This is a genomic window from Bacillus sp. FSL L8-0528, assembly GCF_038593085.1.
Classification (GTDB): Bacteria; Bacillota; Bacilli; order Bacillales; family Bacillaceae; genus Bacillus; species Bacillus paralicheniformis.
This window is the reverse complement of sequence record NZ_CP151961.1, coordinates 4095996-4122495: the sequence shown is the minus strand read 5'-3', so window position 1 is coordinate 4122495 and position 26500 is coordinate 4095996. Positions and strand designations below refer to the sequence as shown.

The 26500-nt window shown below is 42.2% G+C and carries 25 protein-coding genes; all 25 read left to right on the top strand.

Annotation, left to right across the window (positions count from 1 at the left end; genetic code table 11):
- The first annotated feature begins 29 nt into the window (after nucleotides 1-29).
- The 25 genes from MHI30_RS20990 to MHI30_RS20870 all read left to right on the top strand — a co-directional run bounded on the left by MHI30_RS20990 (nucleotide 30) and on the right by MHI30_RS20870 (nucleotide 26487).
- Nucleotides 30-1211 (top strand): NupC/NupG family nucleoside CNT transporter, encoded by a 1182-nt coding sequence (locus tag MHI30_RS20990; protein ID WP_075751711.1) that lies wholly within the window; start codon nucleotides 30-32, stop codon nucleotides 1209-1211.
- A 30-nt stretch (nucleotides 1212-1241) separates the two neighbouring features.
- Nucleotides 1242-2543, top strand: coding sequence for a pyrimidine-nucleoside phosphorylase (locus MHI30_RS20985; protein ID WP_075751845.1), 1302 nt, complete (start codon nucleotides 1242-1244; stop codon nucleotides 2541-2543).
- A 343-nt stretch (nucleotides 2544-2886) separates the two neighbouring features.
- Nucleotides 2887-4287, top strand: a complete 1401-nt coding sequence (locus MHI30_RS20980) for a hypothetical protein (protein ID WP_342409757.1) — start codon at nucleotides 2887-2889, stop codon at nucleotides 4285-4287.
- A 138-nt stretch (nucleotides 4288-4425) separates the two neighbouring features.
- A complete protein-coding gene (locus MHI30_RS20975; protein ID WP_075751710.1) occupies nucleotides 4426-5871 on the top strand; it encodes a DEAD/DEAH box helicase in 1446 nt (481 codons plus the stop codon).
- A 155-nt stretch (nucleotides 5872-6026) separates the two neighbouring features.
- A complete protein-coding gene (locus MHI30_RS20970; protein ID WP_081379882.1) occupies nucleotides 6027-7394 on the top strand; it encodes a glycoside hydrolase family 43 protein in 1368 nt (455 codons plus the stop codon).
- 130 nt (nucleotides 7395-7524) lie between these two features.
- A complete protein-coding gene (locus MHI30_RS20965) occupies nucleotides 7525-8919 on the top strand; it encodes a hypothetical protein (RefSeq protein ID WP_075751709.1) in 1395 nt (464 codons plus the stop codon).
- A gap of 363 nt (nucleotides 8920-9282) precedes the next feature.
- On the top strand, nucleotides 9283-10272 hold the full coding sequence (locus tag MHI30_RS20960) for a choloylglycine hydrolase family protein (RefSeq protein ID WP_075751708.1): 990 nt from the start codon (nucleotides 9283-9285) through the stop codon (nucleotides 10270-10272).
- Nucleotides 10273-10353: 81 nt separating this feature from the next.
- On the top strand, nucleotides 10354-10833 hold the full coding sequence (locus tag MHI30_RS20955) for a hypothetical protein (RefSeq protein WP_231133619.1): 480 nt from the start codon (nucleotides 10354-10356) through the stop codon (nucleotides 10831-10833).
- A 329-nt stretch (nucleotides 10834-11162) separates the two neighbouring features.
- The gene (locus tag MHI30_RS20950; protein ID WP_075751707.1) at nucleotides 11163-13013 is read left to right on the top strand and encodes a beta-glucoside-specific PTS transporter subunit IIABC; all 1851 of its coding nucleotides are present in this window, start codon (nucleotides 11163-11165) and stop codon (nucleotides 13011-13013) included.
- A gap of 40 nt (nucleotides 13014-13053) precedes the next feature.
- Nucleotides 13054-14463: a glycoside hydrolase family 1 protein gene (locus MHI30_RS20945; protein ID WP_075751706.1), complete on the top strand. Its 1410-nt coding sequence runs from the start codon at nucleotides 13054-13056 to the stop codon at nucleotides 14461-14463.
- A gap of 110 nt (nucleotides 14464-14573) precedes the next feature.
- Nucleotides 14574-15260 carry a response regulator transcription factor gene (locus MHI30_RS20940; RefSeq protein ID WP_075751705.1) on the top strand — a complete coding sequence of 229 codons (687 nt, stop codon included), beginning with the start codon at nucleotides 14574-14576 and terminating at the stop codon, nucleotides 15258-15260.
- Between the two features lie 5 nt (nucleotides 15261-15265).
- Entirely contained in the window at nucleotides 15266-16270 is a 1005-nt protein-coding gene (locus tag MHI30_RS20935) for a sensor histidine kinase (RefSeq protein ID WP_075751843.1), read from the top strand.
- A gap of 101 nt (nucleotides 16271-16371) precedes the next feature.
- Nucleotides 16372-17133: an ABC transporter ATP-binding protein gene (locus tag MHI30_RS20930; protein ID WP_075751704.1), complete on the top strand. Its 762-nt coding sequence runs from the start codon at nucleotides 16372-16374 to the stop codon at nucleotides 17131-17133.
- Nucleotides 17123-19063, top strand: coding sequence for an ABC transporter permease (locus MHI30_RS20925; protein WP_075751703.1), 1941 nt, complete (start codon nucleotides 17123-17125; stop codon nucleotides 19061-19063). Before MHI30_RS20930 ends, MHI30_RS20925 begins: the two co-directional genes overlap by 11 nt.
- Before the next feature lie 470 nt (nucleotides 19064-19533).
- Nucleotides 19534-20295 (top strand): hypothetical protein, encoded by a 762-nt coding sequence (locus tag MHI30_RS20920; protein WP_075751702.1) that lies wholly within the window; start codon nucleotides 19534-19536, stop codon nucleotides 20293-20295.
- A 237-nt stretch (nucleotides 20296-20532) separates the two neighbouring features.
- Nucleotides 20533-21225, top strand: a complete 693-nt coding sequence (locus MHI30_RS20915; RefSeq protein ID WP_142238578.1) for a hypothetical protein — start codon at nucleotides 20533-20535, stop codon at nucleotides 21223-21225.
- 23 nt (nucleotides 21226-21248) lie between these two features.
- The gene (locus MHI30_RS20910) at nucleotides 21249-21923 is read left to right on the top strand and encodes a hypothetical protein (RefSeq protein WP_075751700.1); all 675 of its coding nucleotides are present in this window, start codon (nucleotides 21249-21251) and stop codon (nucleotides 21921-21923) included.
- Between the two features lie 70 nt (nucleotides 21924-21993).
- Entirely contained in the window at nucleotides 21994-22284 is a 291-nt protein-coding gene (locus tag MHI30_RS20905; RefSeq protein WP_075751842.1) for a DNA-binding protein, read from the top strand.
- On the top strand, nucleotides 22260-23018 hold the full coding sequence (locus MHI30_RS20900; protein WP_075751699.1) for a hypothetical protein: 759 nt from the start codon (nucleotides 22260-22262) through the stop codon (nucleotides 23016-23018). Before MHI30_RS20905 ends, MHI30_RS20900 begins: the two co-directional genes overlap by 25 nt.
- A gap of 14 nt (nucleotides 23019-23032) precedes the next feature.
- Complete coding sequence (locus MHI30_RS20895) at nucleotides 23033-23506, top strand: hypothetical protein (protein WP_223254822.1); 474 nt, start codon at nucleotides 23033-23035, stop codon at nucleotides 23504-23506.
- Nucleotides 23507-23743: 237 nt separating this feature from the next.
- Entirely contained in the window at nucleotides 23744-24418 is a 675-nt protein-coding gene (locus tag MHI30_RS20890; RefSeq protein WP_075751698.1) for a hypothetical protein, read from the top strand.
- A 191-nt stretch (nucleotides 24419-24609) separates the two neighbouring features.
- Nucleotides 24610-24765: a hypothetical protein gene (locus tag MHI30_RS20885; RefSeq protein WP_154495462.1), complete on the top strand. Its 156-nt coding sequence runs from the start codon at nucleotides 24610-24612 to the stop codon at nucleotides 24763-24765.
- A gap of 55 nt (nucleotides 24766-24820) precedes the next feature.
- On the top strand, nucleotides 24821-25174 hold the full coding sequence (locus tag MHI30_RS20880; protein WP_075751696.1) for a YxiJ family protein: 354 nt from the start codon (nucleotides 24821-24823) through the stop codon (nucleotides 25172-25174).
- A 25-nt stretch (nucleotides 25175-25199) separates the two neighbouring features.
- Nucleotides 25200-25937 (top strand): DUF2750 domain-containing protein, encoded by a 738-nt coding sequence (locus MHI30_RS20875; RefSeq protein ID WP_256700598.1) that lies wholly within the window; start codon nucleotides 25200-25202, stop codon nucleotides 25935-25937.
- A gap of 82 nt (nucleotides 25938-26019) precedes the next feature.
- Nucleotides 26020-26487: a DUF2716 domain-containing protein gene (locus MHI30_RS20870; protein ID WP_075751695.1), complete on the top strand. Its 468-nt coding sequence runs from the start codon at nucleotides 26020-26022 to the stop codon at nucleotides 26485-26487.
- Nucleotides 26488-26500 lie beyond the last annotated feature (13 nt).

Genomic DNA, 26500 nt, shown 5'->3' with positions numbered 1-26500 from the left:
AGCGAATACATCCCCAGGAGGATCAAAACATGAAATATCTTATCGGGCTCATTGGTTTATTTGTCGTCTTAGGGCTTGCATGGCTGGTCAGCAGCGGAAAGAAAAGAGTAAAGTACCGTCCGGTTATCGTCATGATCGTGCTGCAATTCGCATTGGGATATGTTTTGCTGAACACGGGCGTCGGAAACTATCTCGTCGGCGGGTTTGCCAAAGGCTTCGGGTATTTGCTTGAATATGCCGCAGAAGGTGTCAATTTTGTCTTTGGCGGACTGGTGAATGTGAATGAATCCACATTCTTCATCAGCGTGCTGCTCCCGATTGTTTTTATCTCTGCTTTAATCGGTATTTTGCAATATTGGAGAATCCTTCCGTTTATTATAAAATATATTGGTCTTGCGCTTAGCAAAATCAACGGGATGGGCAAACTTGAGTCATACAATGCCGTGGCTTCGGCGATACTGGGGCAATCTGAAGTATTCATTTCGTTAAAAAAGCAGCTGGGCCTGCTGCCTAAGCACAGACTTTACACGCTGTGCGCTTCAGCGATGTCAACCGTCTCGATGTCTATCGTCGGCGCCTATATGACGATGCTGAAGCCCGAATACGTTGTCACCGCGCTTGTCTTGAACTTATTCGGCGGATTTATTATCGCTTCGATTATCAATCCTTATGAAGTCGATCGAGAACATGATATGGTAGAGGTACAGGAAGAGGAAAAACAATCCTTCTTTGAAATGCTGGGCGAATATATTATGGACGGCTTTAAAGTCGCCGTCGTCGTGGCCGCCATGCTGATCGGATTTGTCGCGATCATCGCAATGATTAACGGCATTTTCAGCGCCGTACTAGGCATATCATTCCAGGAACTGCTCGGATTTATTTTTGCACCGTTTGCCTTCCTGATGGGTATTCCATGGCATGAAGCGGTGAATGCTGGAAGTATCATGGCAACCAAGATGGTCTCAAATGAATTTGTCGCGATGCAGTCTCTCGCACAAGGCAGCTTCCATTTCAGCGGCCGCACCGAAGCGATTGTTTCTGTCTTCCTCGTCTCATTTGCCAATTTCTCTTCGATCGGAATTATCGCCGGCGCTGTTAAAGGACTGAATGAGAAACAAGGAAACGTCGTCGCGCGCTTTGGCTTGAAATTGCTGTACGGCGCAACGCTCGTCAGTTTCTTGACAGCGACCGTTGTAGGATTGATCTATTGATAAACATTGAAAAAAGGACTGGTGATCACAATGAGAATGGTTGATATCATCACTAAAAAACAAAATGGAGAAGAATTGACAACAGAAGAAATTCAATTTTTCATTAAAGGCTACACAGACGGAAGCATTCCTGACTATCAGGCGAGCGCTCTGGCGATGGCCATCTATTTTCAGGACATGACGGACAGAGAACGGGCTGATCTCACGATGGCGATGGTCAACTCAGGCGAAACGATCGATCTTTCCGCGATTGAAGGCATCAAAGTCGACAAACACTCAACAGGAGGCGTCGGCGACACGACGACACTCGTACTTGCACCGCTTGTTGCGGCTCTCGACGTCCCGGTCGCCAAAATGTCGGGCCGCGGCCTTGGACACACAGGGGGAACAATTGACAAGCTCGAAGCGATCAAAGGGTTTCACGTGGAACTTTCTAAAGACGAATTCATCGAACTTGTCAACCGCGACAAGGTTGCCGTCATCGGCCAAAGCGGAAACTTGACGCCTGCTGACAAAAAACTGTACGCCCTTCGCGATGTGACAGGCACGGTCAATTCGATCCCGCTGATTGCCAGCTCGATTATGAGCAAGAAAATCGCCGCGGGGGCGGACGCGATTGTCCTTGACGTCAAAACAGGCGCCGGCGCTTTTATGAAAACCGATGAAGACGCCGTCAACCTTGCAAAAGCGATGGTCCGCATCGGAAACAATGTCGGCCGCCAAACGATGGCTGTCATCTCCGACATGTCCCAGCCGCTCGGATTTGCCATCGGAAATGCCCTTGAGGTGAAAGAAGCGATCGATACATTAAAAGGGGAAGGTCCGGAAGACTTGACTGAGCTTGTCTTAACATTGGGCAGCCAAATGGTCGTTCTCGCCAAAAAAGCAGAGACTCTTGACGAAGCAAGAGAGAAACTGATCGATGTAATGAAAAACGGAAAAGCGCTGCAAAAATTCAAGGATTTCCTGCAGAACCAAGGCGGCGACAGCTCTGTCGCGGATAACCCAGAAAAGCTGCCTCAGGCTGCCTACAAAATCGACGTTCCTGCCAAAGAAGCTGGCGTCGTGTCTGAAATCGTCGCCGATCAAATCGGCGTCGCAGCCATGCTGCTGGGCGCCGGCCGCGCAACAAAAGAAGACAAAATCGACCTCGCCGTCGGCATCATGCTTCGCAAAAAAGTCGGTGACGCAGTCGAAAAAGGCGAACCATTGGTTACTCTATACGCAAACCGCGAAAATGTCGATGACGTCATCGCAAAAGTCTACGACAACATCCAAATCTCCGAAAAAGCCGAGGCACCGAAGCTCGTGCATACGGTGATTACGGAATAGAAGAACATGCAGAACAGCACATACCCTTGGGTGTGTGCTGTTTTTTTGATGTCGCAAGATTTGAGGAAGGTCATTTGAACTAAACGCCTGATGCTATTTCAAAGAACATTGTGCGAAGCTTGAATGGATCAATTGAAGAAAATCCAAGAAAACCAAGTCCATTATCCTATTTACCTATTTTGGATGATATTGTAATATGAAAAAGGTCGGATTTATGAGAACGTTAGATTCACCCATAAAGCAACAATATACCTAACGGAAGCACTGTGGAATAAGCGAATAGTAACGTGCGGATTTTTATTTCTGAAAAACGAGGTGAACCCGATAAAAGAGGGGGAGATCAATGTTGGATTCTAAAGTTACTTTAACATCACAAGAATTCGTTGCTGCATTACTATTATGCAGATATGAAAAAGCTGCTGAGGAGATTATCTATGAACAGCAGCTGATTCGAGATGAAAAAGACATTGAACCATTCTCTATTCATGCTGAAAACCTTTTAAAGCAAAAAGGATATTGGGATGATGACACAGAATCCAACTTGAAAGAAGGATTAGAAAACTTAATTCATCTCCTTATACAATCAAAACGAAAAATTCATTGTACTCATCGAAAAAAGGAGATGATCATTCATCATATCCAAAAAGATGAAATGGTTGTAGAAGAAATCGAGAACCAAATTCATAGCTTCTCAATCTTAAAAAGCAGAGAGCCTTTTTTAAAAATGTTGAAAACATTTTATCATTCATATACGGATAAAAAACCAGAACATGAAATTTTTGAAATGGATGAAGATTCATTTGATGAGTTTCATGAGGTGGAAGCTGAAGTCATCAAGAGAATGGCGGAAGACCCGAAAACGCATTCGACTATTAGCCAATTTTCATTTGACTTTTTGGCAAACGATCAAGAGCTTGATAATATTTCGTTTTATGAAAGTAACTCTACTACAAGACAATCGAGATTAGATCAAGCTGTGTTTTTATTAAGAAACGATAATTTCATTTGGCATTTGGATTATGAAAACATTAAAAAGAACGGTTCACTTTATCTTCAGCCTGTTGCTGTAAATGAATATTTTGAGAAAATAGTGGACACAATAAATGAATTTTTTGATTTAGAGGACAAGGGATTTCGGTTTCAATTCTCTTTTAAAAAAAGCCGATTTTTTTGGCTAAGAAGCAATTTTATTCTTTTGTTGTTAACTGCTTTATTGTTGATGAATAAACCTTATTGGGAAAAAGACGCCAATGTCATGTTTTTTATGTTTGTTTTCACTGCAGAATTTTTTCTCATTTTGCTTTCTCTGGTATATGGTTTTCAAACTGAAAAAGTAATTCTTAGCCAGAGAAAAAGGGCTTTTAATAAATCAAATTTTGTGCATGGCATTATTGTGTTAATTTTTTTAAGTATCTTTTTTGCCCTTGCCTTGGGAGAGCATATGCCATTTCCAAGCTCATTATTTTATGCCTCTATACTTATTAATGTAATTATGGCAGTGATTTCTTTATTTTTTCCTTCATGGGTAATTAAACAATATGAATTTAGTATTTATGAGGAATCAAATGGGCTTATAAACGACTTATTACGTTATTTTTTATTTTTTGCTTGGACAATAAATTACGAAGTCCAAATCGTTTTAGCCCGCCTCCCCTTTGTATTACAGCGTCTATTGGGCGTCATTTTCATCGCTGTTTTGCTGTGGGAGCTTACTATGATCGGATTAATTTTTGAAAACAATTGATACTGTAGAGTGTTTCTTAGGGCTGCACTGATTGCAGCCTCTTTTTCATGTCTTTTTGAAATCAGTCATGATTCGCGTATAATCACATTCATAACACCATCATTCACTGGAAATCATATGACCAAAAGGAGTCCATACATGAGCAAAGCCAGTTTTAAAGACTATGCATTAAGCGGCGATATTACGAAAGCGCTCGATCATTTAGGGTATAAGCAGCCGACTGCGGTGCAGAGCGAGGTGATTCCCGCGGCGCTTAAAAAGCGGGATGTTGTGGTGAAATCGCGGACGGGGAGCGGGAAGACGGCCGCGTTCGGAATTCCGCTTTGCGAGCTGACCGAATGGGAAGAGAACAAACCACAGGCCTTGATTTTGACACCGACACGCGAGCTTGCCGCTCAGGTTAAGGAGGATTTGACGAACATCGGCCGCTATAAAAGAATAAAAGCAGCGGCTGTTTACGGGAAGTCGTCCTTTGAACGGCAAAAAACGGAGCTCAAGCAAAAATGCCATATCGTTGTCGGGACGCCGGGCCGTGTATTGGATCACATTGAAAAAGGAACCTTTCCTTTAGAAAAACTGAAATACCTTGTCATCGATGAGGCCGATGAAATGCTGAATATGGGATTTATCGATCAAGTGGGAGCGATCATCCGCCATTTGCCTGAAGAACGGCTGACGATGCTGTTTTCCGCAACTTTTCCGGAGGATGTAGAGCATCTATCCCTTCAATATATGAAAGACCCTTTGAAAATTGAGATTCAAGCAGGCGGTACGACAACTGCAGACATCGAGCATCAACTGATCTTTGTAAATGAAAATGATTCATTTTCGCTTTTAGTGGATCTGTTCATTGTTGAAAACCCAGACAGCTGCATCGTCTTTTGCCGCACACAGGAGCAAGTGAATGAGTTGCAGCGGCGCTTAGCCGGTTTGGGTTATCCGTGCGCGAAAATTCACGGCGGCATGCCTCAGGAGGAACGTTTTGCCGTGATGAACCGCTTTAGACGGGGAGCGTTTCGCTATTTAATCGCGACAGATGTGGCGGCAAGAGGCATCGACATTGAGAACATCACACATGTGATCAACTATGAGCTGCCATTAGATCAAGAAAGCTATGTGCATCGTACCGGCAGAACAGGCCGAGCCGGCAGCCGGGGAAAAGCGATTACTCTTGCCAGTCCGCGTGAAAAAAGGATGATCGCTGAGATTGAAGACTATATCGGTTTTCCCATTCCTATAATTGAGGCGCCGTCAAAAGGAGAAATTGCACAGGCAAAAGAGGCGTTTCAAAAGAAAATCAATAGGAAGCCGGAGCTTAAAAAGGACAAGAGCGAACCGTTAAATAAAGAAATCATGAGGCTCTACTTTAACGGGGGAAAAAAGAAGAAGCTAAGAGCCGTTGATTTCGTCGGAACGATTGCTAAAATTGACGGCGTCTCCGCTGAGGATATTGGGATTATCACGATACAAGAGCAAGGTTCATTCGTTGAAATTTTAAACGGCAAAGGGCCGCTCGTCTTAGCTGCGATGAAAAACACGACCGTGAAAGGGAAATTGCTGAAAGTGCATAAAGCGAGGGAATAATCTCAGGCTGCCGACTTTGTCGGGAGCTTTTTTGTTCGTAATAAACCTTGGATAAGCAGCATATGATGGATTGTCAAAAAATGAAAGCGCTTCAAAAGAAAGGAGAACAAAATATGAGAAAGTGTTTCATCCAAGTCCTTGCATTGCTTTTCGTCATGGCTGCATGTTTCGCGCCAAATCAAGCTTCTGCACAAACTCAAAAACCTGTATTTTCGGAAGTGACGGTTCACGATCCATCCATTATTAAAGCGAACGGCACCTACTATGTGTTCGGCTCCCATTTAGCTTCGGCCAAATCGACGGACCTCATGAAATGGACGCAAATTTCCTCGAGTGTCCACAATGGGAATCCCCTGATTCCGAACGTATATGAAGAATTAAAAGAGGCCTTTGAATGGGCTGAATCTGATACGTTGTGGGCGCCTGATGTCACCCAGCTTGAGGACGGCAAGTTTTATATGTATTACAACGCCTGCCGCGGAGATTCTCCGAGATCTGCTCTCGGACTTGCTGTCGCAGACGACATTGAAGGCCCATACAAAAATAAAGGCATTTTCCTAAAGTCGGGAATGGACGGGATCAGCAATGACGGGACGCCTTATGACGCGACAAAGCACCCAAATGTCGTCGATCCCCACACATTCTTTGATCAAGACGGAAAGCTGTGGATGGTGTACGGCTCCTATTCCGGCGGAATTTTTATTTTAGAAATGGATAAGAAAACCGGATTCCCGCTTCCGGGAAAGGGGTACGGCAAAAAGCTGATCGGCGGCAATCACAGCCGGATTGAAGGCGCATACATTCTTTACAATCCTGAAACACAGTATTACTACCTGTACATGTCCTTCGGAGGGCTTGCCGCTGACGGCGGGTACAACATTCGCGTCGCCCGCTCAAAAAACCCTGACGGTCCTTATTATGACGCAGAAGGCCATGCGATGATTGACGTCCGCGGCAAAGAAGGAACGTTGTTTGACGATCGCTCAATCGAACCGTACGGTGTCAAACTGATGGGAAATTTCTCATTTAGCAATCAAAACGGCTATGTATCGCCGGGCCATAACTCTGCCTTTTACGATGAAAAAAGCGGCAAATCGTATTTAATCTTTCACACCCGCTTCCCGGGACGAGGCGAGGAGCACGAAGTCCGCGTCCATCAACTGTTGATGAACAAACAAGGCTGGCCGGTTGCCGCCCCTCACCGCTATGCCGGAGAGAAGCTCGAAAAGGTGAAAACATCAGATGTGATTGGCGATTACGAATTGGTGAGGCACGGTAAAGATATCTCCGCAGATATTAAAGAATCGAAAGAGATCCGCTTAAATCAAAATGGCAAAATAACCGGCGCAGTAGACGGAACGTGGAAGAACACGGGAGACAACAAAATCGAACTCAAGATCGACGGAAAAACATATGACGGTGTATTTTTGCGTCAGTGGGATGCGGCTTCTGAGCGGAAGGTAATGACGTTTAGTGCGTTGTCTCGTGAGGGAGATGCGGTTTGGGGGAGCATGTATAGATAAATAATGATGGGGGGGAGATATTTTTAGCTTCCCTCTTTTTAGTTTATACATTGGAAATTATATTGGATGAAATCTCTAATTAGAGTATAATTTCTTTAAAAGAATATTGAAATTACTTTGAGGAGACAATATGACTAAAAGGCAATTATTAATCATTAGTTTGGATGCTTTCTCAAATTATTTAATTGAACTAACTACAAAATTTGAAAACTCCGATAAACATTTTATAAGGAAGAATGCAGTTTTATTAACAAATTTTTTGGGCATTTTATTTTTAAGCTATCTGATAGCAGGAATATTTTGTATATTTCTAATGATCACGCCAATAATCATAGAGATCTTAAAATTCACCATCAATAATTTTTTCTACATAAAATATGTTTTTTTGAACCCTATAGATTCAAATATAGTTTTTGAAAAGATGATTTTTGACCAGCAGATATTGATTTCAAAAATGCTATCAATATCACTATTCATTGACTTTAAAACACTGTTGACCGTAATTTTAATTGTTTTGTTAATAGCTGTAGGAATAGTCCTACTAAAAAAACCGGTTAAAGGAGACATGCCGAGGATAATCGGTTATGTAAGCTCTATACTAAGAATATCCTGTGTAGCTGTACAATTTAATCTTAAACAACTTATTTTTGCTGGCCTATTTTGCTTTATTGGATCATATTTATCTTATTTGGTTCTTGAGAAATACCTCTCTTTTTTGTTGATTTTTCTTATTTGGATATCAATATATGTATTGATTTGGATGAATTTAGCTGAATTAAAAGAAGATAAATTAGCAAGAAAGCTAATTTTATATTGTCTTTTTGCTCCGATATCCATATCCACTATTGCTGTTAGTTTGAATGATTCCTATGAAAAAATACTATTATGTATTGTGACAATTTATTTCTCTTTAGAAAGAATAATAACTACTATCCAAGAATTAGTTGAAAAAATTAACGAAGGTGCAGATATAATTTTTGCATGGAACTTTTTTTCACCTGAAGATTGCGAAAGAATTAAGATTAGACAGCATGTTGACAGCAATGTAAGTACTTTGATTAATCATGATTTTGCTTTTCAAAGTTTGATCTTGTATAGAAGTCTAAGACCAGATATTGAAAAGGCTGAAATGTTAGCGAGACAAGCTATAGAAAAACAAGATAAAGTACAATTTTCTAAAATGTTGTTAGTGAACATTCTCATTGAAAAAGATGAACATAATAATTTAAGAGAAATAGTCAGCTTGATTAGGGATATTAAAAATGATCAAAATAACTCTGATTTTGTATGGTTAGATATAGATGAAGTTTTTATCCACTATGAATTAAAACTAGATCAACCTAGATATGAAGAAATAATTGAAATATTAGAAAATAAGAAAAGATATAAGGATGAGGAATACTATATATTAGGGATATGTTATTTAAACCAGGAAAATAAATTGAAGGCCAAAGAAAATTTTGAAAGAATTCAATTTAAAAAGAACTACCCTCATTTAAATGCACTGCTGAAAAAATGTGATTGAGATATCGTGTATTGTATGTATAAAGGTGTGAGGGTTGATATAATTGAAGGCTGTCGGATAAACGTTATTGTAGGCAGCAAAAAAAGAATAATGAATCATTTTGATATTCAAGGTGAAGGCGAACGCCTATATCAGGAATTGTCAATTTTGATAGGAGTATAAGAAAGATATAATAGATATTGAGACTAAAGATTTCTGATATTATTTAGAAATAATAGAGGGAGTAGGATATATTTAAGCTGCAAGCCGAGATCTTATCTCGGCTTTTTCTCATAATCCCTTTCATTTTGACGAATCTTTTCCAATTCGATAACATAAAAATAGTTCACGAAGTGTAATATCAAGCGAAAAGGATGAGACGCAATGTGTACAAGTATCACGTTGACGACTGCTGGTCGGGAGCATTTATTGGCGAGGACGATGGATTTTGATTTTGAGCTTAACGGGGAAGTGCTGTTGCATCCGCGTCGCTACAAATGGAAAAGTGAAGCAGACGGCAGCGAGCATGCCGGCCGGTATGCGTTTATCGGGATGGGCAGAAAGCTCAATAATGCGCTGTTTGCCGATGGTGTGAATGAAAAAGGATTGTCTTGCGCAGCGCTTTATTTCCCGGGCTATGCTGTGTATGAAAGCGAGACTAAAGAGCAATGCCGCAATCTTGCGCCGCACGAATTTGTGACATGGGTGCTGTCGGAATGCGGCGATTTGGAGGAAGTGAAAAAAGCGGCTGTTTCCGTAAACATTGTTGAGAGAGAGGTCAGCTTGCTCAGTACGGTGACGCCGCTTCATTGGCTATTAACGGACCGCTCCGGTGCGAGCATCGTTGTTGAACCGGCGGCCGGCGGGATTCAAATTCATGATAATCCGGTCGGCGTGCTGACGAACAGTCCAGATTTTCCTTGGCATTTGACCAATTTGCGCAATTATATCGGTCTTCAGCCGGGACAGTTTGCCGCGAAAAAAATGGGAGACATGACGCTGTCGGCTTTTGGTCAAGGTTCCGGGCTGTCCGGATTGCCGGGAGACTTTACACCGCCATCCCGTTTTGTCAGGGCTGCAGTTTTGAAAGAGCACATGAAGCCTGTGTCCGACGAAACAGAAGGCGTTTCTGCCGTGTTTCATATTCTCTCCAATATGAATATTCCCAAAGGGATTGTCATGACTGACAATGGCGAAGACGATTACACCCAATATACGGCGGTGATGTGCAGCGAGACTTGTAGCTACTATTTTCACCATTATCAAAACAGGCAGATTCAAAAGGTTTGCATATTACAGGAAGACCTGGACAGCAACGAAATAAAGGCGTTTCAGCCAAAGCAGGAAGAGACGGTTTATTCTCTTCAATCATAAACGGAAGAAGGAACAACATTGCAAAACAAAGCAGCAAACAGACTCATTTTATTAGGCATTAGCTTACATAGCATATATTGGTTGTTTATATTATTTTTGTTTTTTCATTTCAAACATCAGTTTGACGCTTATGCCGTTTGGAATCCAAATGTCACGGACGGATATATGGAGGCTGGGACTTTCGTAGCCGCGTTGAAGTTGATGATCTACTCAGGCACGTTATTTAATTTTGCTCTCTTGTTTATTTTGAGCTTGCTGATTGTGATATTAGCACAGTCGATCATTTTTATTGCCCTGGAAATCACCGCTTACGTGAAAATCAAAAAAGATCCGTTTTCTCCATGGGGATCTTTTATTTTAGCGATGGGCATTAAAAACATTTTCACAAACTTATCAGGGATTCCGTTCATGGCTGCCGGATTCATTCTTCATAAGCAGGAGGAACCGAAAGACGCAGTTGCACAGCCGGCAGCACGAAGGAAAGCAAGGCGAAACCCCGAATTGCTTATGAAAAAGGCGGCGAAAGCTAGAAAACATAGAAATAAAGGTATAAAGTCTTAGTTTTTAGTTTTCATGTATTCTGGTTTTTATGAGACATTTGTAATGAAAGCGTTGACATGAACAAAAACAGGTGCTACAGTATAGTTACAAACTAATATCAGCAAGTTTCTTAAGGATTGTTACTGCTTTTGCAGGCAAAACCTAAGTTGCGTACAGCTTTCGGGGACATCGTCCCGGTCAAGCCGGCGTAATTTAGGTTTTTTTTATACCCAAAATGAGGAGGTGATGTGAGATTCCGAGGATTCATTGCGGTTCCAAGCCAATAAAAAAGCCGGGTGAAGGCGGCCACCTTCAGTCCGGCAGATTCCCCCAAAAGAGGAGGTACTCATATGGATTATAATAAAGTATCGAAGGACATTTTACAACTCGTGGGCGGTGAAGAGAACGTACAGAGCGTGATTCACTGCATGACAAGACTGCGTTTCAACCTTTATGACAATGCGAAGGCAGACCGCGCGAAACTGGAAAGTCTGCCGGCTGTAATGGGCACCAACATCAGCGGCCAGCAGTTTCAAATCATCATTGGAAATGATGTCCCTAAGGTGTACAAAGCGATCATTGCCAACAGCGGGCTCAGCGATGAAAAAGCGGGCGAGCAGCAAGCCGGCAAAAAGAAAAACGTGCTGTCAGCCATCTTTGATGTGATATCAGGCGTATTTACACCGATTCTCCCGGCGATCGCCGGAGCTGGTATGATCAAGGGGATCATTGCTATCGCCGTCACGTTCGGCTGGATGAGTGAAAATAGCCAGGTCCACACCATTTTATCGGCCATCGGCGACGGAGCATTTTACTTCCTGCCGATTTTGCTGGCAGTCAGCGCCGCGAGAAAATTCGGCAGCAATCCTTATGTTGCGGCGGCGATCGGAGCGGCGATTCTGCATCCCGATCTGACAGCGCTTCTCGGTTCAGGGAAAAGCATTTCCTTTGTCGGATTGCCTGTAACCGCTGCCACTTATTCGTCGACTGTCATTCCGATCCTGCTCGCGATTTGGATTGCATCTTACGTTGAGAAATGGATTGACAGAGTCACCCCGACTTCGTTGAAGATGATTTTTGTACCGACACTGACGCTGCTGATTGTCGTGCCTGTCACATTAATTACAGTCGGTCCGCTCGGTGCGATTGCAGGGAACTATCTGTCTGTCGGTGTAAACGGTTTATTTGAAAATGCCGGTTTAATCACGATGGTTCTTTTAGCCGGAACGTTTTCTTTGATCGTCATGACAGGAATGCACTATGCTTTCATTCCGGTTATGTTCAACAACATTACGCAAAACGGCTACGATTATTTGATACCTGCGATGTTCTTGGCGAATATGGGGCAGGCTGGCGCGTCATTTGCCGTATTCCTGCGATCCAGAAATAAAAAATTCAAATCATTGTCGCTGACGACAAGCATCACGGCTTTGATGGGGATTACAGAGCCGGCGATGTACGGTGTCAACATGAGGCTGAAAAAGCCGTTTGTCTCTGCGCTTCTCGGCGCCGCTGTCGGAGGTGCATTCTACGGCATCACCGGCGTAGCAGCATATATTATTGGCGGAAACGTCGGTTTGCCGGGAATTACGACGTTTATCGGCCCGACTTTTATACAGGCCGTGATCGGAGTCGTCATCGCGTTCTTTGCCGCAACAGCGTTTGCTTTTGTATTGGGATTTGAAGACATTCCTTCAGATGAAGCCGATGAACCGGCGGCCGCTCCATCTCCATCTGAAGCGGGCGCGGGAGAAATCATTCAAAGCCCGCTGAAAGGCGAAGTCAAAGCATTGAGTGAAGTGGATGATGCGACATTTTCAGGAGAAGTCATGGGAAAAGGCGTCGCCATTGAACCTGAGGAAGGCAAAGTGGTGTCGCCTGTATCAGGCACGATCACAACCGTTTTTCAAACGAAGCACGCCCTCGGCATCACTAGCGACAATGGGGCGGAAATTATTATCCATATCGGAATTGACACGGTGAAATTAAACGGCGAGCACTTTACCGTGCATGTCAATAAAGGCGACGCTGTAAAGCCGGGAGACCAGCTTGTCTCATTTGATTTGAATGCGATTAAGGATGCGGGCTATCAGTTGATCACGCCGGTTATCATCACGAATACGGACCGGTACCAGTCGATCAAGCCTTTGAAAACGGATGAAAGCGTTGACATTGAGGAAGCGCTGATCGCGCTGGCATAGAGAGAGGAAAACTCGACAAATTTGGATGAGGTGAAATGATATGACTGAACAAACGAAAAAATTTCCTGATGGTTTTTTATGGGGCGGAGCGGTTGCCGCAAACCAAGTGGAAGGCGCCTATCATGTCGGCGGCAAGGGGCTCTCGACAGCCGATGTGTCGCCGAACGGCGTCATGTATCCATTCGATGAGTCGATGGAGTCATTGAATCTGTATCACGAAGGCATCGATTTTTACCACCGCTACAAAGAAGATATCGCTCTTTTCGCCGAAATGGGATTTAAAGCGTTCCGGACATCGATTGCCTGGACGCGGATTTTTCCTAACGGCGATGAAGCTGAACCGAATGAAGAGGGACTCGAATTTTATGATCGCCTCTTTGATGAGCTATTAAAATACAATATTGAGCCAGTCGTGACGATTTCCCACTACGAAATGCCGCTCGGTCTGATTAAAAAATACGGCGGCTGGAAAAACCGGAAAGTGATCGAGTGTTATGAACATTATGCGAAAACGGTTTTCACCCGCTATAAAGACAAAGTGAAATATTGGATGACGTTCAACGAAATCAACATGGTCCTGCATGCGCCGTTTACAGGCGGGGGCCTTGTATTTGAAGAAGGCGAAAACAAGTTAAATGCGATGTACCAAGCGGCGCATCATCTATTTGTCGCAAGTGCTCTCGCGGTAAAAGCAGGCAAGGATATTATTCCGGACGCTAAAATCGGCTGTATGATTGCCGCAACGACGACATATCCGATGACGCCAAAACCGGAAGATGTGCTCGCCGCGATGGAGAATGAGAGAAGAACGCTATTTTTCTCGGACGTACAGGCACGCGGAGCTTATCCGGGCTATATGAAGCGCTACTTTAAGGAAAATGGAATTGCGATTGAAATGGCTGAAGGTGATGAAGACATTCTGAAGGAAAACACCGTCGACTATATCGGTTTCAGCTACTACATGTCAATGGTTGCGAGCACGAATCAGGAAGACTTGGCAAAAACGGGAGGCAACCTGCTCGGAGGAGTTAAAAACCCGTACCTTGAATCGTCCGAATGGGGCTGGCAGATCGATCCTAAAGGAATCCGGATTACACTGAATACATTGTACGACCGCTATCAAAAACCGCTTTTCATTGTTGAAAACGGGCTCGGCGCCGTCGATGTCGTCGAAGAAGACGGTTCGATTCAAGATGACTACAGAATCAACTATTTGCGCGATCATTTAAAAGAAGTAAGAGAAGCGATCGCAGACGGCGTCGACTTAATCGGCTACACATCATGGGGTCCGATCGACCTGGTCAGCGCGTCCACCGCCGAAATGAAAAAACGCTACGGCTATATTTATGTCGACCGTGACAATGAAGGAAACGGCACGTTTGCAAGAACGAGAAAGAAAAGCTTTTACTGGTATAAAAAAGTGATCGAAACGAATGGCGAGAGTTTGTAATATACAAAATGGCTGTCCTTTACAGGACAGCTCTTTTTTTCTCTGTAGCGCATGAAAACGATTTGCTATACACTTGATTTAGAAAAAAGACAAAAAGCGCGGTGAGACAAATGTTTAAACTGCTGTTGATCGAAGACGATGATTCGCTGTTTCAGGAAATAAAAGAGCGGTTAACCGGGTGGTCATATGAGGTGTACGGCATCAACGATTTCAGCGAAGTGATGCAGGAGTTTACGGCGATTAAGCCCGATTGCGTCATTATCGATATTCAGCTGCCGAAATATGACGGGTTTCATTGGTGCCGGCAGATCCGTTCCCGTTCCAACGTTCCGATTCTCTTTTTATCTTCGCGCGACCATCCTGCTGATATGGTCATGTCCATGCAGTTCGGAGCGGATGATTATATTCAGAAACCGTTTCATTTTGACGTGCTGATTGCCAAAATCCAGGCGATTTTCCGCCGTGTTTACGACTATAATACGGAGCCTGAGATTTTGAAGAAAGCGTGGTGCGGTGCAACCGTTGATCCCGAACAAAACCGCGTCAGCAATAAGGCGGGGTCGATTGAACTGACAAGGAATGAAATGTTCATTTTAAAACAATTGATCGACCAAAAAAACAAAATTGTCAGCAGGGAAGAATTGATGAGAAGCTTATGGAATGATGAGCGCTTTGTCAGCGATAACACGCTGACGGTCAACGTAAACCGTTTGAGAAAAAAACTGGATGCCTTGAACTTGGGGCAATTTATCGAGACAAAGGTCGGCCAGGGTTATATGGCGAAAGAAGAAGGATGATGAGAATGCTGAAAGCGTTTTTGACCGAGAGGCGAAGCTGGATCGCCATATTTGTCCTGCAGCAGATCGTCTTTCTGTTTATCGCTTATGTTGATACATCCATACCTTTTACGTCGATTTTATATATGACCTATTTGTCTTCATTTATTTTTATCGTTTTTGTACTTGTTCGTTTTCGGAAGGAAACGAAGTTTTATAAAAGTCTGGAAGAATGGGATCACAATCTCGATGTGACAAACATTCGAGAGGCGGAAACGCCTTTCGAAACGATGATTGAAAAAAGCATCACCGGGCAAACGAAACAGTTAAAGCAAGAGGCGGCGCAGCATCGCCTGGCATTGGAGAATGAAAAAGATGAGCTCATGTCCTGGATACACGAAGTCAAAACGCCGCTTACCGCCATGCATTTGATCATGGAGACGATTGACGATCAATCATTAAAATCGAGACTCGACTATGAATGGCTGCGCGTTCACTTGCTGCTCGACCGCCAACTTCATCAAAAGCGGATGTCATTTATCGAAAATGACTTGTCCCTTGAAGCTCTAGAGCTCAAACCTTTAATCTTTAAAGAACTAAAAGATTTGCAATCATGGTGCATTCCAAAAGGGATCGGGTTTGATATACAGCTTGACGCCGGGGAAGTGCTCAGCGATGCGAAATGGCTGTCTTTTATCATGAGGCAGCTGCTGACAAACGCGGTGAAATACAGCGAAGCATCCGATATTTTGATTAAAAGCTATGAACAAGATGGCCAGGTGCATTTCGCAGTTCAAGATTTTGGACGGGGCATCGATCCAAAAGATATACCGCGCGTATTTGACAAAGGTTTTACATCAACAACGGAGCATCATGATCAGGCCGCCACGGGAATGGGGCTGTACTTGGCGAAAAAAGCGGCAAAGCCGCTCCTGATTCATATCGAGGTTGATTCTAAACCGGGAGCCGGGACAACTTTTACGCTGATTTTTCCGAAGCGGAACGAATTTTCCTGTGTGCTGGGCGTGTGACAAAAGTGTCACACGCTTTTCTTTTTTGTTCGCTGAATCGAAGGAAAACGGCAGTCCTCCTTTCTATAATAAACATATCCAGTCAAAAGGAGATTTTAAAAATGATGATTTTAGAAGCGAAAAAAATACGAAAAAGCTATGGAAATAAGCACAATAAACACGAAGTGTTAAAGGGAATCGACCTTCAGATCCAAAAGGGTGAATTTGTCAGTATTATGGGCCCGTCAGGTTCAGGCAAAACAACATTGCTCAATGTTCTGTCCTCCATTGACCAGGTGAGCGGCGGAACGATTACCATCAACCAAGCTGAGATGACGAATATGAAGGAAAAACAGCTTGCTGAATTCAGGAAGCAGCATTTGGGATTTATCTTTCAAGAATACAATTTGCTCGATACGCTGACAGTGAAAGAAAATATCCTTTTGCCGCTGTCGATTACGAAAATATCAAAAAAAGAAGCCGGTCAAAAATTTGAGGAAGTCGCGAAAGAATTAGGCATCTTTGAGCTGAAGAATAAATATCCGAATGAAATTTCCGGCGGGCAAAAACAGCGCACATCAGCAGCCAGGGCGTTTATACATGAACCGAGCATTATTTTCGCTGACGAACCGACCGGTGCGCTTGATTCGAAATCCGCATCAGACTTGTTAAACAAGCTGAGCCAGTTAAATCAAAAGCGCCGGGCCACAATCATTATGGTCACCCATGATCCCGTCGCCGCGAGCTTCTGCAGCAGAGTGGTGTTCATTAAAGACGGACAAATTTATACGCAGCTGAATAAAGGCGGACAAGACAGGCAGATGTTTTTCCAGGACATCATGAAAACGCAAGGCGTGTTAGGCGGGGTTCAGCATGAGTATTAATCAGCTCATCTTCCGCAACCTGAAAAAGAATATACGGAACTATTACCTTTATGTGTTTGCGTTAATCTTCAGCGTGGCGCTTTATTTTGCGTTTGTTACGCTGCAGTATGATCCGGCGATCGATGAAGTGAAGGCATCAATCAAAGGCGCAGCGGCTTTGAAAGCAGCTTCCATTCTCCTAGTGGCAGTAGTAGCGGTTTTTATTTTGTATGCCAATACGATTTTTATTAAGCGGCGCAGCAAAGAAATCGGTTTATTCCAGCTAATTGGCATGAGGAAGCAAAAAATCTTCCGCATTTTAAGTTTGGAAAATGTCATGCTGTATTTCGGCTCTTTGGTCATTGGGGTGTTTGCCGGGTTTTCGATCTCAAAGCTCGTGCTTATGACTTTATTTAAAATAGTAGATGTTCAAGCTGAAGCCGAATTGAATTTTTCCGGAGAAGCGCTTGTGCAAACTGTCATTGTATTCTGCGGAATCTACCTTCTGGTGATGGTGATGAATTATACATTTATCAAAAAGCAAAGCATTTTATCATTATTTAAAGCGACTTCATCTACGGAAGATCAGGTAAAGAGAATATCCGTTTTTCAAATGATCATTGGCTTATTGGGCATCTTGTTTATTTTCTCGGGATATTATCTTTCGACTGAGTTGTTCAGCGGAAAATTCAAGACCATAGATGAGCTGTTTTATGTGATGAGCTTTATTCTCGGTACCGTTATCATCGGAACGTACCTCTTTTATAAAGGATCGGTCAGCTTTGTCTCCAACATCATCCGCAAAAGCAAAGGAGGCTACTTAAATATTTATGAAGTGCTGTCCCTTTCATCGATCATGTTCCGGCTGAAATCAAACGCTCTATTATTAACGATCATCACCACCGTTTCGGCACTGGCGATCGGTTTGTTATCTTTGTGCTATATTTCGTATTACTCCGCAGAGAAAACCGCCGAACAAAATGTGGCGGCTGATTTCGCCATGACAAATCAAAAAGATGCAAAACGGTTCGAACAACTATTGGATGAAAATAACATTTCATACAACAAAAAAGAAATTCATGTCATTCAGGCGACTTTTAATCTGGAGCAAATTGTTAACGGAGATCCTGAAGATATGTCTGGCGACCCGGGGAAATTACCCCTCGCCGTGGTCAGCGATGCAGAGATTGACGGGGTTGACGTGCACAAAGGAGACGTCATTTTCTCAGGATATAACGACCTTCTCCAGAAACTTATGGCTTTAAAAGAGAACGGTGCCGTTAAGGTAAAGAGCAGGCATGAGACAATCCCATTAAACTATTTAGGCTTGAGAAAAGAGTCGCTCTTATCCTTCAACTTTACCAGCGGCGGATTGCCTGTTGCCGTTGTGGATGATGCGCTGTTTAAACGTCTGAGCCAAGACAAAGATCCAAAATTACAGCAGAAGTCGAGTCTTTTTTACGGGATCAATTTAAAAGATGAAGATCGGATTCAGCAGGCAAATGAATTGTTTGCAACAGTGAATCAAAACGATCAGCATTTATCGCTCCTCGATGCAACCACAGCTCAAAAATCGCTTTTCGGACTTGCCATGTTTATCGTAGGATTTCTAGGACTTACGTTTCTGATCACATCAGGATGCATCCTTTACTTTAAACAAATGGATGAAAGCGAAGATGAGAAACCGAATTACACGATCTTGAGAAAACTTGGTTTCACGCGCGGTGACCTTCTGAAGGGGATACGAATCAAGCAAATGTATAACTTCGGCATTCCATTGGTTATCGGCCTGTCTCACAGTTACTTCGCCGTCCAATCTGGCTGGTTCTTATTCGGAGCAGAGGTGCGGACGCCGATGATCATCGTGATGGTGCTGTACACCGTTCTGTATTCTATTTTCGGTTTGCTGTCCGTTCTTTACGGTAAGAAAGTGATCAAGTCGGCGCTGTAGCTGAGCCGTGTGGAATCTAGGCCACAGCATCAGAGACGAATGAAAAGGCTGTTCCCGAGTGGGGGCAGCCTTTTTTACTTCGCTCAATAAATATAAAAAAATGTAATTTTTATTGGATTTTAACACCTTAAATATTTTAGGAATATTGTAACATTTCTGTGCATCGGTTAAAATATGCATAATAATGAAGCTAAACGTTGGAAAAAGTGATCTATGCTGAAAAAGAGAGACCGTTGATTATGAGTTTGTGATTCAACCATTTTGATACAAAAGAGCGATTAGTCTTCCTTATGGATGACGACTAGAACGGTTGTTTGATGATACCTTGATTAATTCCACAGCTTGCGATTGCCCAGGTACAGAAACATTCAAAATAGTGCTGAACAGGCGGGTGTATACATACGGAAGAAACGCTATGAACACTTGCTGTCAGTTGCAATAGAGAAGAAAAAGTAGAAAGGAGCTTTCTATTGGGCTTTTGGGAAGAAGAACATAAAAACAAGAACATTATGATCGGTGATGACGGATTGGACATCCTTCACGATGCAGTAGAGAAATTCTATAAAATGTCCAAGGTGCATTTAGATAGGGAACCGGATTTAGACGAATTTTTCGTAACATTACTTCATGTATTGAACACAAATGGAGATTCATTTTTTCCGGAGCTAAACGAAAGACAAATTACAGATATAAAAGCTTCAACAAAAAAAGCAAAATCTCTATCAAAAATTGTGCCCGGCGCTATTATTGAGATTCCCTTAGAGGAGATAAATAAATACAACTATGCATGGGTTTTGGAAGGGAACTTGGCAAAACATAAAGATGATGATGTGCTAATTCAGTATTATGACATTTTTGTGGATCAGAAGCTGAATAAAGCTAAGATACTTGATTTACTAAAACAAGAAAATAAGCTATTTGTAGCAAATACAAGTTACACTGGTTTTTTTCAGGGTGATTGGAAGGTTGTTTCTAAAGCAACTCAAGATTTGTTGAAACAATATGAGGAATCCAAATTAAGATTTATTACTTATGATGATGGAAGGTATTACATTAGTGAAGGGAAAGAAGGCTCTTTAGGTGGAGATGATATATTAACAGAAGTAGATCAGAAAACAGGTAAGGCTATTTATAACCCAATAGGAATTTTTGGCCACTTAAGTATAGAGACGATTCTAATGAAGTATTCTAACGGCACTTCAATGGAAGATATCATTAAGTATGAAACATAAATAAATATCCAGTGTGTGGCTTGATATATTAATTAGGAGTAGCCATGGTAGCTGTTAAACAATCATAAAACACCATGAGCTTTTGGAAATTGGATTAGCGGTATGGCGTTTTATGACTTAAAATCAGTTTCCAAACGATTATATTAATAGAAATCTAATTACACGCTATGCTAAAGTTATTTTTTTGCTAAAAATTACATATTAAAATAGCGAAAGACATCAACGGGGGTGATGATCGTGCTCAAAAATAAAGAAACGATTCTTGCATTGCTTGATGATTCATTCAAAAAGGGAGAGTTTCCATTGCTTTATAACGGAAATTTTGACTTCGCAAAAGGCAAACTTTCGGTATTTGTTGAAGGGGATAACTGGCTCTTGACGTTTCAGTTGTTCGGATTGTCAAAATTGGGGCCGGCCATTGATTTTCATGTGATAGGCAATCAAGTAACCAATCATGAAGTAAGCTTTTTAATTGATGAGCCGTTTGCGTTTTTGGACGAAAAAGGAAACAAATTAGAGTTGGAGGATGTGGAAACCGGTTTTGCAAAAAATTCGTTTAGTGTTGTCCTTAGAGAGAAAGTATTTCATTTTTTCATTGAGCAGGAAGTGCAAGCAAATATGAATGCGGAGAATGAATGGATCACCTGTTTGAGGCAGATGAGTAAAAACCGTTTATTTCTCGACACGCTCTGGCTGACAGAACATGAACAGCTCCAAACTGCAGATCTCCCGTTATTGTACGATCAATTGTATGCAACAGAAACGTGGATACATCCAGAAACAGAAAAGGATTTGCCAAGTCTTTCTCCTTTCTTTCAATCAATTGCCGAAGCAATTTGCCGTAAAAAGGCGTCTTATCTACCGGACCATGCCGATGGAAATACAGAGTGGCCAATGTGGGCATCCACAGATTCTGTCGATTATTTTTAAAAAGTATTTAAGGGAGAAATACATTGATTAAAAGCAGAGAAATTCTTAGTTTATTAGATGATGAATTTAGTGAATTAAACCGACCGATTTTTGAATGGCGCGAATGTAACTATATCGGCAGTAAGTGTACGTTAATGCGATTAAATAAAGAACATTGGTTACTTTCAATACAATGCTTTCAAATAGATGATAAAGGGCCTTTTCTGTCTATTCATGCATACAGCAACAGTTTTTCAGACAACTACAGCTTAATCATTATTGACGACTTCTCTTTAACGACCAAGGCAGGTGAGCTGGTAACATATTATGAAAGTAATCTAGATCAATTAAGCGAAGTATCCAAAATTGAAATTGCGGAAAGTCTTTACTGTATAAAAGCTAACCAGAGAAACAGATACCAAAAACAGACAAAAGAAGGAGCGTGGAAAACATACTTTAGAAACCTGTTTAAAGATCCTTCTTTCAGAGAGGCTCTTTGGATAAAACCCGGAAATCTTCTGAATAAATTAGGGCTACAAGACAATTATGAAGGAGTATACGAAACAGAGAATTGGGAGTATCCCGATTATTTAACTAGCCCAAGTGAATTGGTTTCATTTCAATCATTTGCAGAATATCTTGAAACTGGACGAGGTCCGGTTTGTGCAGGAGTCCCAAATAATGATTGGGAAAAGTGGGAAGATTACGATATCGACTAAAGCATGTAGGAAAGCCAATATCTACAATATATGGGGAGAATCACATTCGATAACAAAAGAGGTGTCAGATGTGGAAAAACCTGAATTATTGGACTGTATCTGCAAAATGAAACAGGTGTTAAAAGGAGATTTGGCGAGAGAGGAACTTTCAGATTGGGCAGGTGGTTATGTATACGCTGACGATCCGGAAGTAGAAGATGAGAGGGTATGGAATTTGTTGATTTTACTAAGCGGATTCGATTTAAAGGATTCACCTGAAACATATTTGCATGATAAAGAGGAACTAAAGGATTGGATAGAAGAATACTGGAACGGCCCCATTGGTGAGGTGAGAAAGTGCAGCAACGAACGTTTCGATTAGGAAAAATAGATATCTACTTTCCCGACTCTGTCATCAAGAAATATTGGTTTTATGCAGATGTGGCAGCATTATTGAATCAAGAAACGACAGAGCAGGCTGTCTCTCTCATTAGAAAAGAATTAAAGCAAAGAGGATTCGGGAGGATAGCCCTTGATTCAGAAGCCGATGGAACTTCAGTTTCCAATCGGGATGGCCAAAAAGTGTTTGAAGTGGCCGCGGTTATAAATGAACTGCATAATCCTTCCTTTATGGTACCTCAAGAACTGCGCGACAGTTTTAAAGAAGAGATCGTGAACTATAAGATTCCTAAAGGACAAAAATATAAAATTGGGGATAAGATCATTGTACCTGAAAGGCATAACACTTACTTTCATGTCATGCAGATGATAGATCAGTATGAAGGCAGTGCGGTCTGCATTCTGTTCAATAAGGTTTACAAGGGAATGGACGAGGCGGCTGCAGCAGAAATTGGGAAAGACTTATTAAAAGAACACGTCTTCGCGGCAGTGTGTTTACAAGAAAGCTATATTATCGATTATACCTTTAAGGTTATCAGCTCAAATCATGAGCCGCTCGCTCGTGTATTGTATACAAATCGAAGAAACCGTTTATTAGACGAAACCTTTCCGGATATATCAATTCAAGAATTGTTTGAGTTAGAACGGAATGCTGCAAATAGTGACTTTATGAAGGAAAGCAGACAAAAGCTATCATATCTGACCTGGATTAACTAGAAGGAGTGCGGTCCGTGTGTAAATTAAATACCGAGTCTTTGACGAGTATAGGAAATCTGGATGTGATCAACCTTCTGCATTACCATTCACTGTACTCATCCGATCTTCTGTCAAACAATGACCTCATTACATTTTTTGAACATCTTGATTTTAACCAGATTCTTATCGAAGTTATGGGAGCGCCCGGTTTCATAGAGGAAATGATCCCATTCATTGAAGATAAACAATTTGCTGTAAATGCCCTATCAAAAAGGCTCATCCACGTTGAGTGCATGTTTACTAAAGAAGAATTGCTAGAAAGACATAAGCTGACAGAATACCTCTCTTTTCTTGCATCAATCAATGATTTTGTTGTTTTAATAGCAGACCCTGTTCACAATAAAAAATATTTTAACAGCGTGACTCAAAAGGTTGATGTACGTATCGAATCAAAGGAGAAGGTCATCTGGTTTGAATTTGATGCGACTGATGTATATGTCGTGGAATAAAGCGTCATCAAAGGAGGCGTTTTTCTTCCTTGGCAGAATAATAATAAAGGACTGAATAAAAGAGGTGAGTTCTTACTTTTGAGAATCCGGTGTGCATTAGATATTGAAATTCTAAACATATTGAAAAGGTTGAGGGACACTTTAAACTTTATTAAAAGAATTGAAGATTTATATCAAGAGGATAATTACGGGTGCGAGCCCGTTTATTGGTAGTTTGTTTTCTTAGGAGGAAACCTTTTGGAACATATCTTTTACGGAAAAAGCTTCAGTCGACCGATCGGCTATAAAATCATGTTTGAAGAGTCACCGCGAGATAATCATCATCATGTCGGTGGGGATGAGTGGAATCTGCCGAATTGCAGGCTCTGCGAGACTCCGATGCATCAGCTTGTTTGTCTTGATTTAAAGGATGACCGGCTGAGCGAGTTGAGAGGGGAGCACTGTGAAGAACTTGTTTTGTTTTCATGTTTAAATTGTTCAATGCTCTGGGAGGAGCAATTTTTTAAGCTCGATTTTCAAAATCGCTCTGCAGCTGTCATCAAACAAGAACAGGAAGAGTTTGAAAAGGCTGATGACGAAGATCAAATAACGGCTCCGTTGCGGCATGTCCCGGTTTCGCTTGTCGAGATGGAAGCTGAAGATTATCCTACTTCTGAAGAGAGGTACGATGAGATTTTTACAGCACTCGGGACCGCATATTTTGGCCGCGTATTTGGCAAGCCTTTGCTCGCAGAAGATGAGCTTGATTTGACTTGCTGTGAATGCGGACAAGACATGACGTTTGTCGCTTTAATAACAGGTGAGAATGACTTCGACGAAAAATATGGAGATTTGTTTTTTGGAGAGGTGATCCTTTATTTTTCGCTCTGTCCGGCATGTCATATTCTTAAAGTCGAAGCTCAAAGTATATAAACGTGATTGTGAAGGACGATGAACAATGGACATTTGGTCTGATTTAGCGTTTGATGGCACTCATCCTAAGGTGTGTTTTAACGGTTCACGAATTTTCACGAACCGTGAATATGAGGCATACCTTGAACAAAGCTACCATTTTATCTATAAGATCCTGCCCGGAGAGGTGGGTAAGAAGAAGGAAATTCAAATTGGATTTTCGCTCAGAAGTCCATCTGACGAACCCTGCCGTTCCAGGCTTTCCATGCTACTCAGTCAGAAAGCATCATGACATTGAATCAGGCCGGTATTTGGGCGGATTACAAAAATATCTTGAATGGAAAGCGCGCGATGTATGCAATGATTAAGCTCCAATTTTCTTTTGACAAAACAGAATTTTTGACGATCCGCGGGTGAATGACAATGAAGAAAAGATACAGATATTATCGGCTTGATGCTGATACTGTAAATCAACTGAATGATATGGACAAGCGCCTGTCAGGACCGCTTCCGGCCGATTTGGATGCGTTTGAACAAGACGGGCACGGCTTGTCAGGGGATTTTTACGAATATTTTGCGCTCGTCGCCGGCAGTTTAGGTTACGTTTTGGCAGATAAAAAAATGCCTAAGGTGCAACACCAATCACTAGAAAAATCGTTTTTTGAACTTTATCCAAAAGACAAAATCGAAAATTACCCTGAGACTTTTCATGTGGTAGCCATGCATGAAAACGTCAGGAGATTGTTGTGTTCGATCATAAACCGCAGGAAGACTTGATCATACCAATACAGAGGTGACCATAGTGGAGTTGTGCAAACACGAAAAGCTTAATCTGGAAATACCGGAGTTTTCACCGGTTCATATTAAAGAAATTATCCGGTTTCAATACTACAAAGAATTTCATGATGGAAAAGACATTAGTTCAATCGATATGACGGTTCTCTATGAAGATGAGAATGCCAGCTATCATATTGAATTGACATTTAAGGAGGTTTCTTCTGTTCGGTTAACCGATTTTGAAGGCCGGCATGGCGGTTTCAAAATCGATCAATTAAACGCCGGCTGGGAGAATATCAATTATATTGTTGAAGATTATGAAGACGGGACGTTTCAATTTTATTGCCATACATATGATGTTTCACGCATTGAGCGAATCGTGCCAAGGCTCCACAAGAAAGAGGTCGGGGCTTTATTAAAGGCTTCGAAAGAGAAGCGGTACGAGTATTTTATTAAAAGAATCGCCGATTTTGAAGAGGTATGGTCATTATATGGCGATGGCTGGGCGATGACGGAGGATGATGACGGCCGCAAAATGATTCCATTCTGGCCGGCAAAGGACTATGCCGAATTGTGCGCAGTACAGGAATGGAGCGCATGCACAGCCAGACCGATCGATCTCGAAGACTTTGTGAATGAGTGGCTGCCGGGCATGAAAAAAGACGGGATTCAGCCGTCCATCTTTTTTAATTCAAAAGACGCGATGACATTGCCGATCGATTTTCTTTTGGAAGACATTTTGGCGGAATTGGAGAATTATTAAGGGTTAAACATCAAAACCAGCAAAAAGCGCGCTATCAGAAGCCAACCTATAAGGTCAAACAGGCAAAGGAGAACGATATCAAATGAGCTGGACCGTTTTAAGCAGCCGGGAAAATGATGAAGTGTGGACAAAGGTGAATCGGGTCGTCAAATGGAAGCCCGGCCTTCAATGTTCAAGGATGAAGCCGCCGCGCCCGTTTATTGTCTATGATGTGTCCGCAGGGTTTAAAGCAGACGGCCGGTTTCTTGCCGATTTGGAGGAGATGATGATCGGCGCCTTCAAGGCGTGTACAGATCCGCTGGAGACGATGTACGCACTCGATTGGCAGCATGAAGGATATATGTTTCGTCCGCACGGACCGCTTCCTAAAGATGAATATGGGGATTGGCCGGTTCCGATCTTTCCAAATGGGGATTACTATTTCTTTTTCCAGCGGAATTTTGAATGGGGCGTGCTTGGCGACCCTTCGCGGAAAACGATGACCGTTTATGGAGAAAAACTGCTCTATCATATTGAACAACATCCGCCGGTTATTTTTAGAAAAGCATAATCAAAAGCCCATC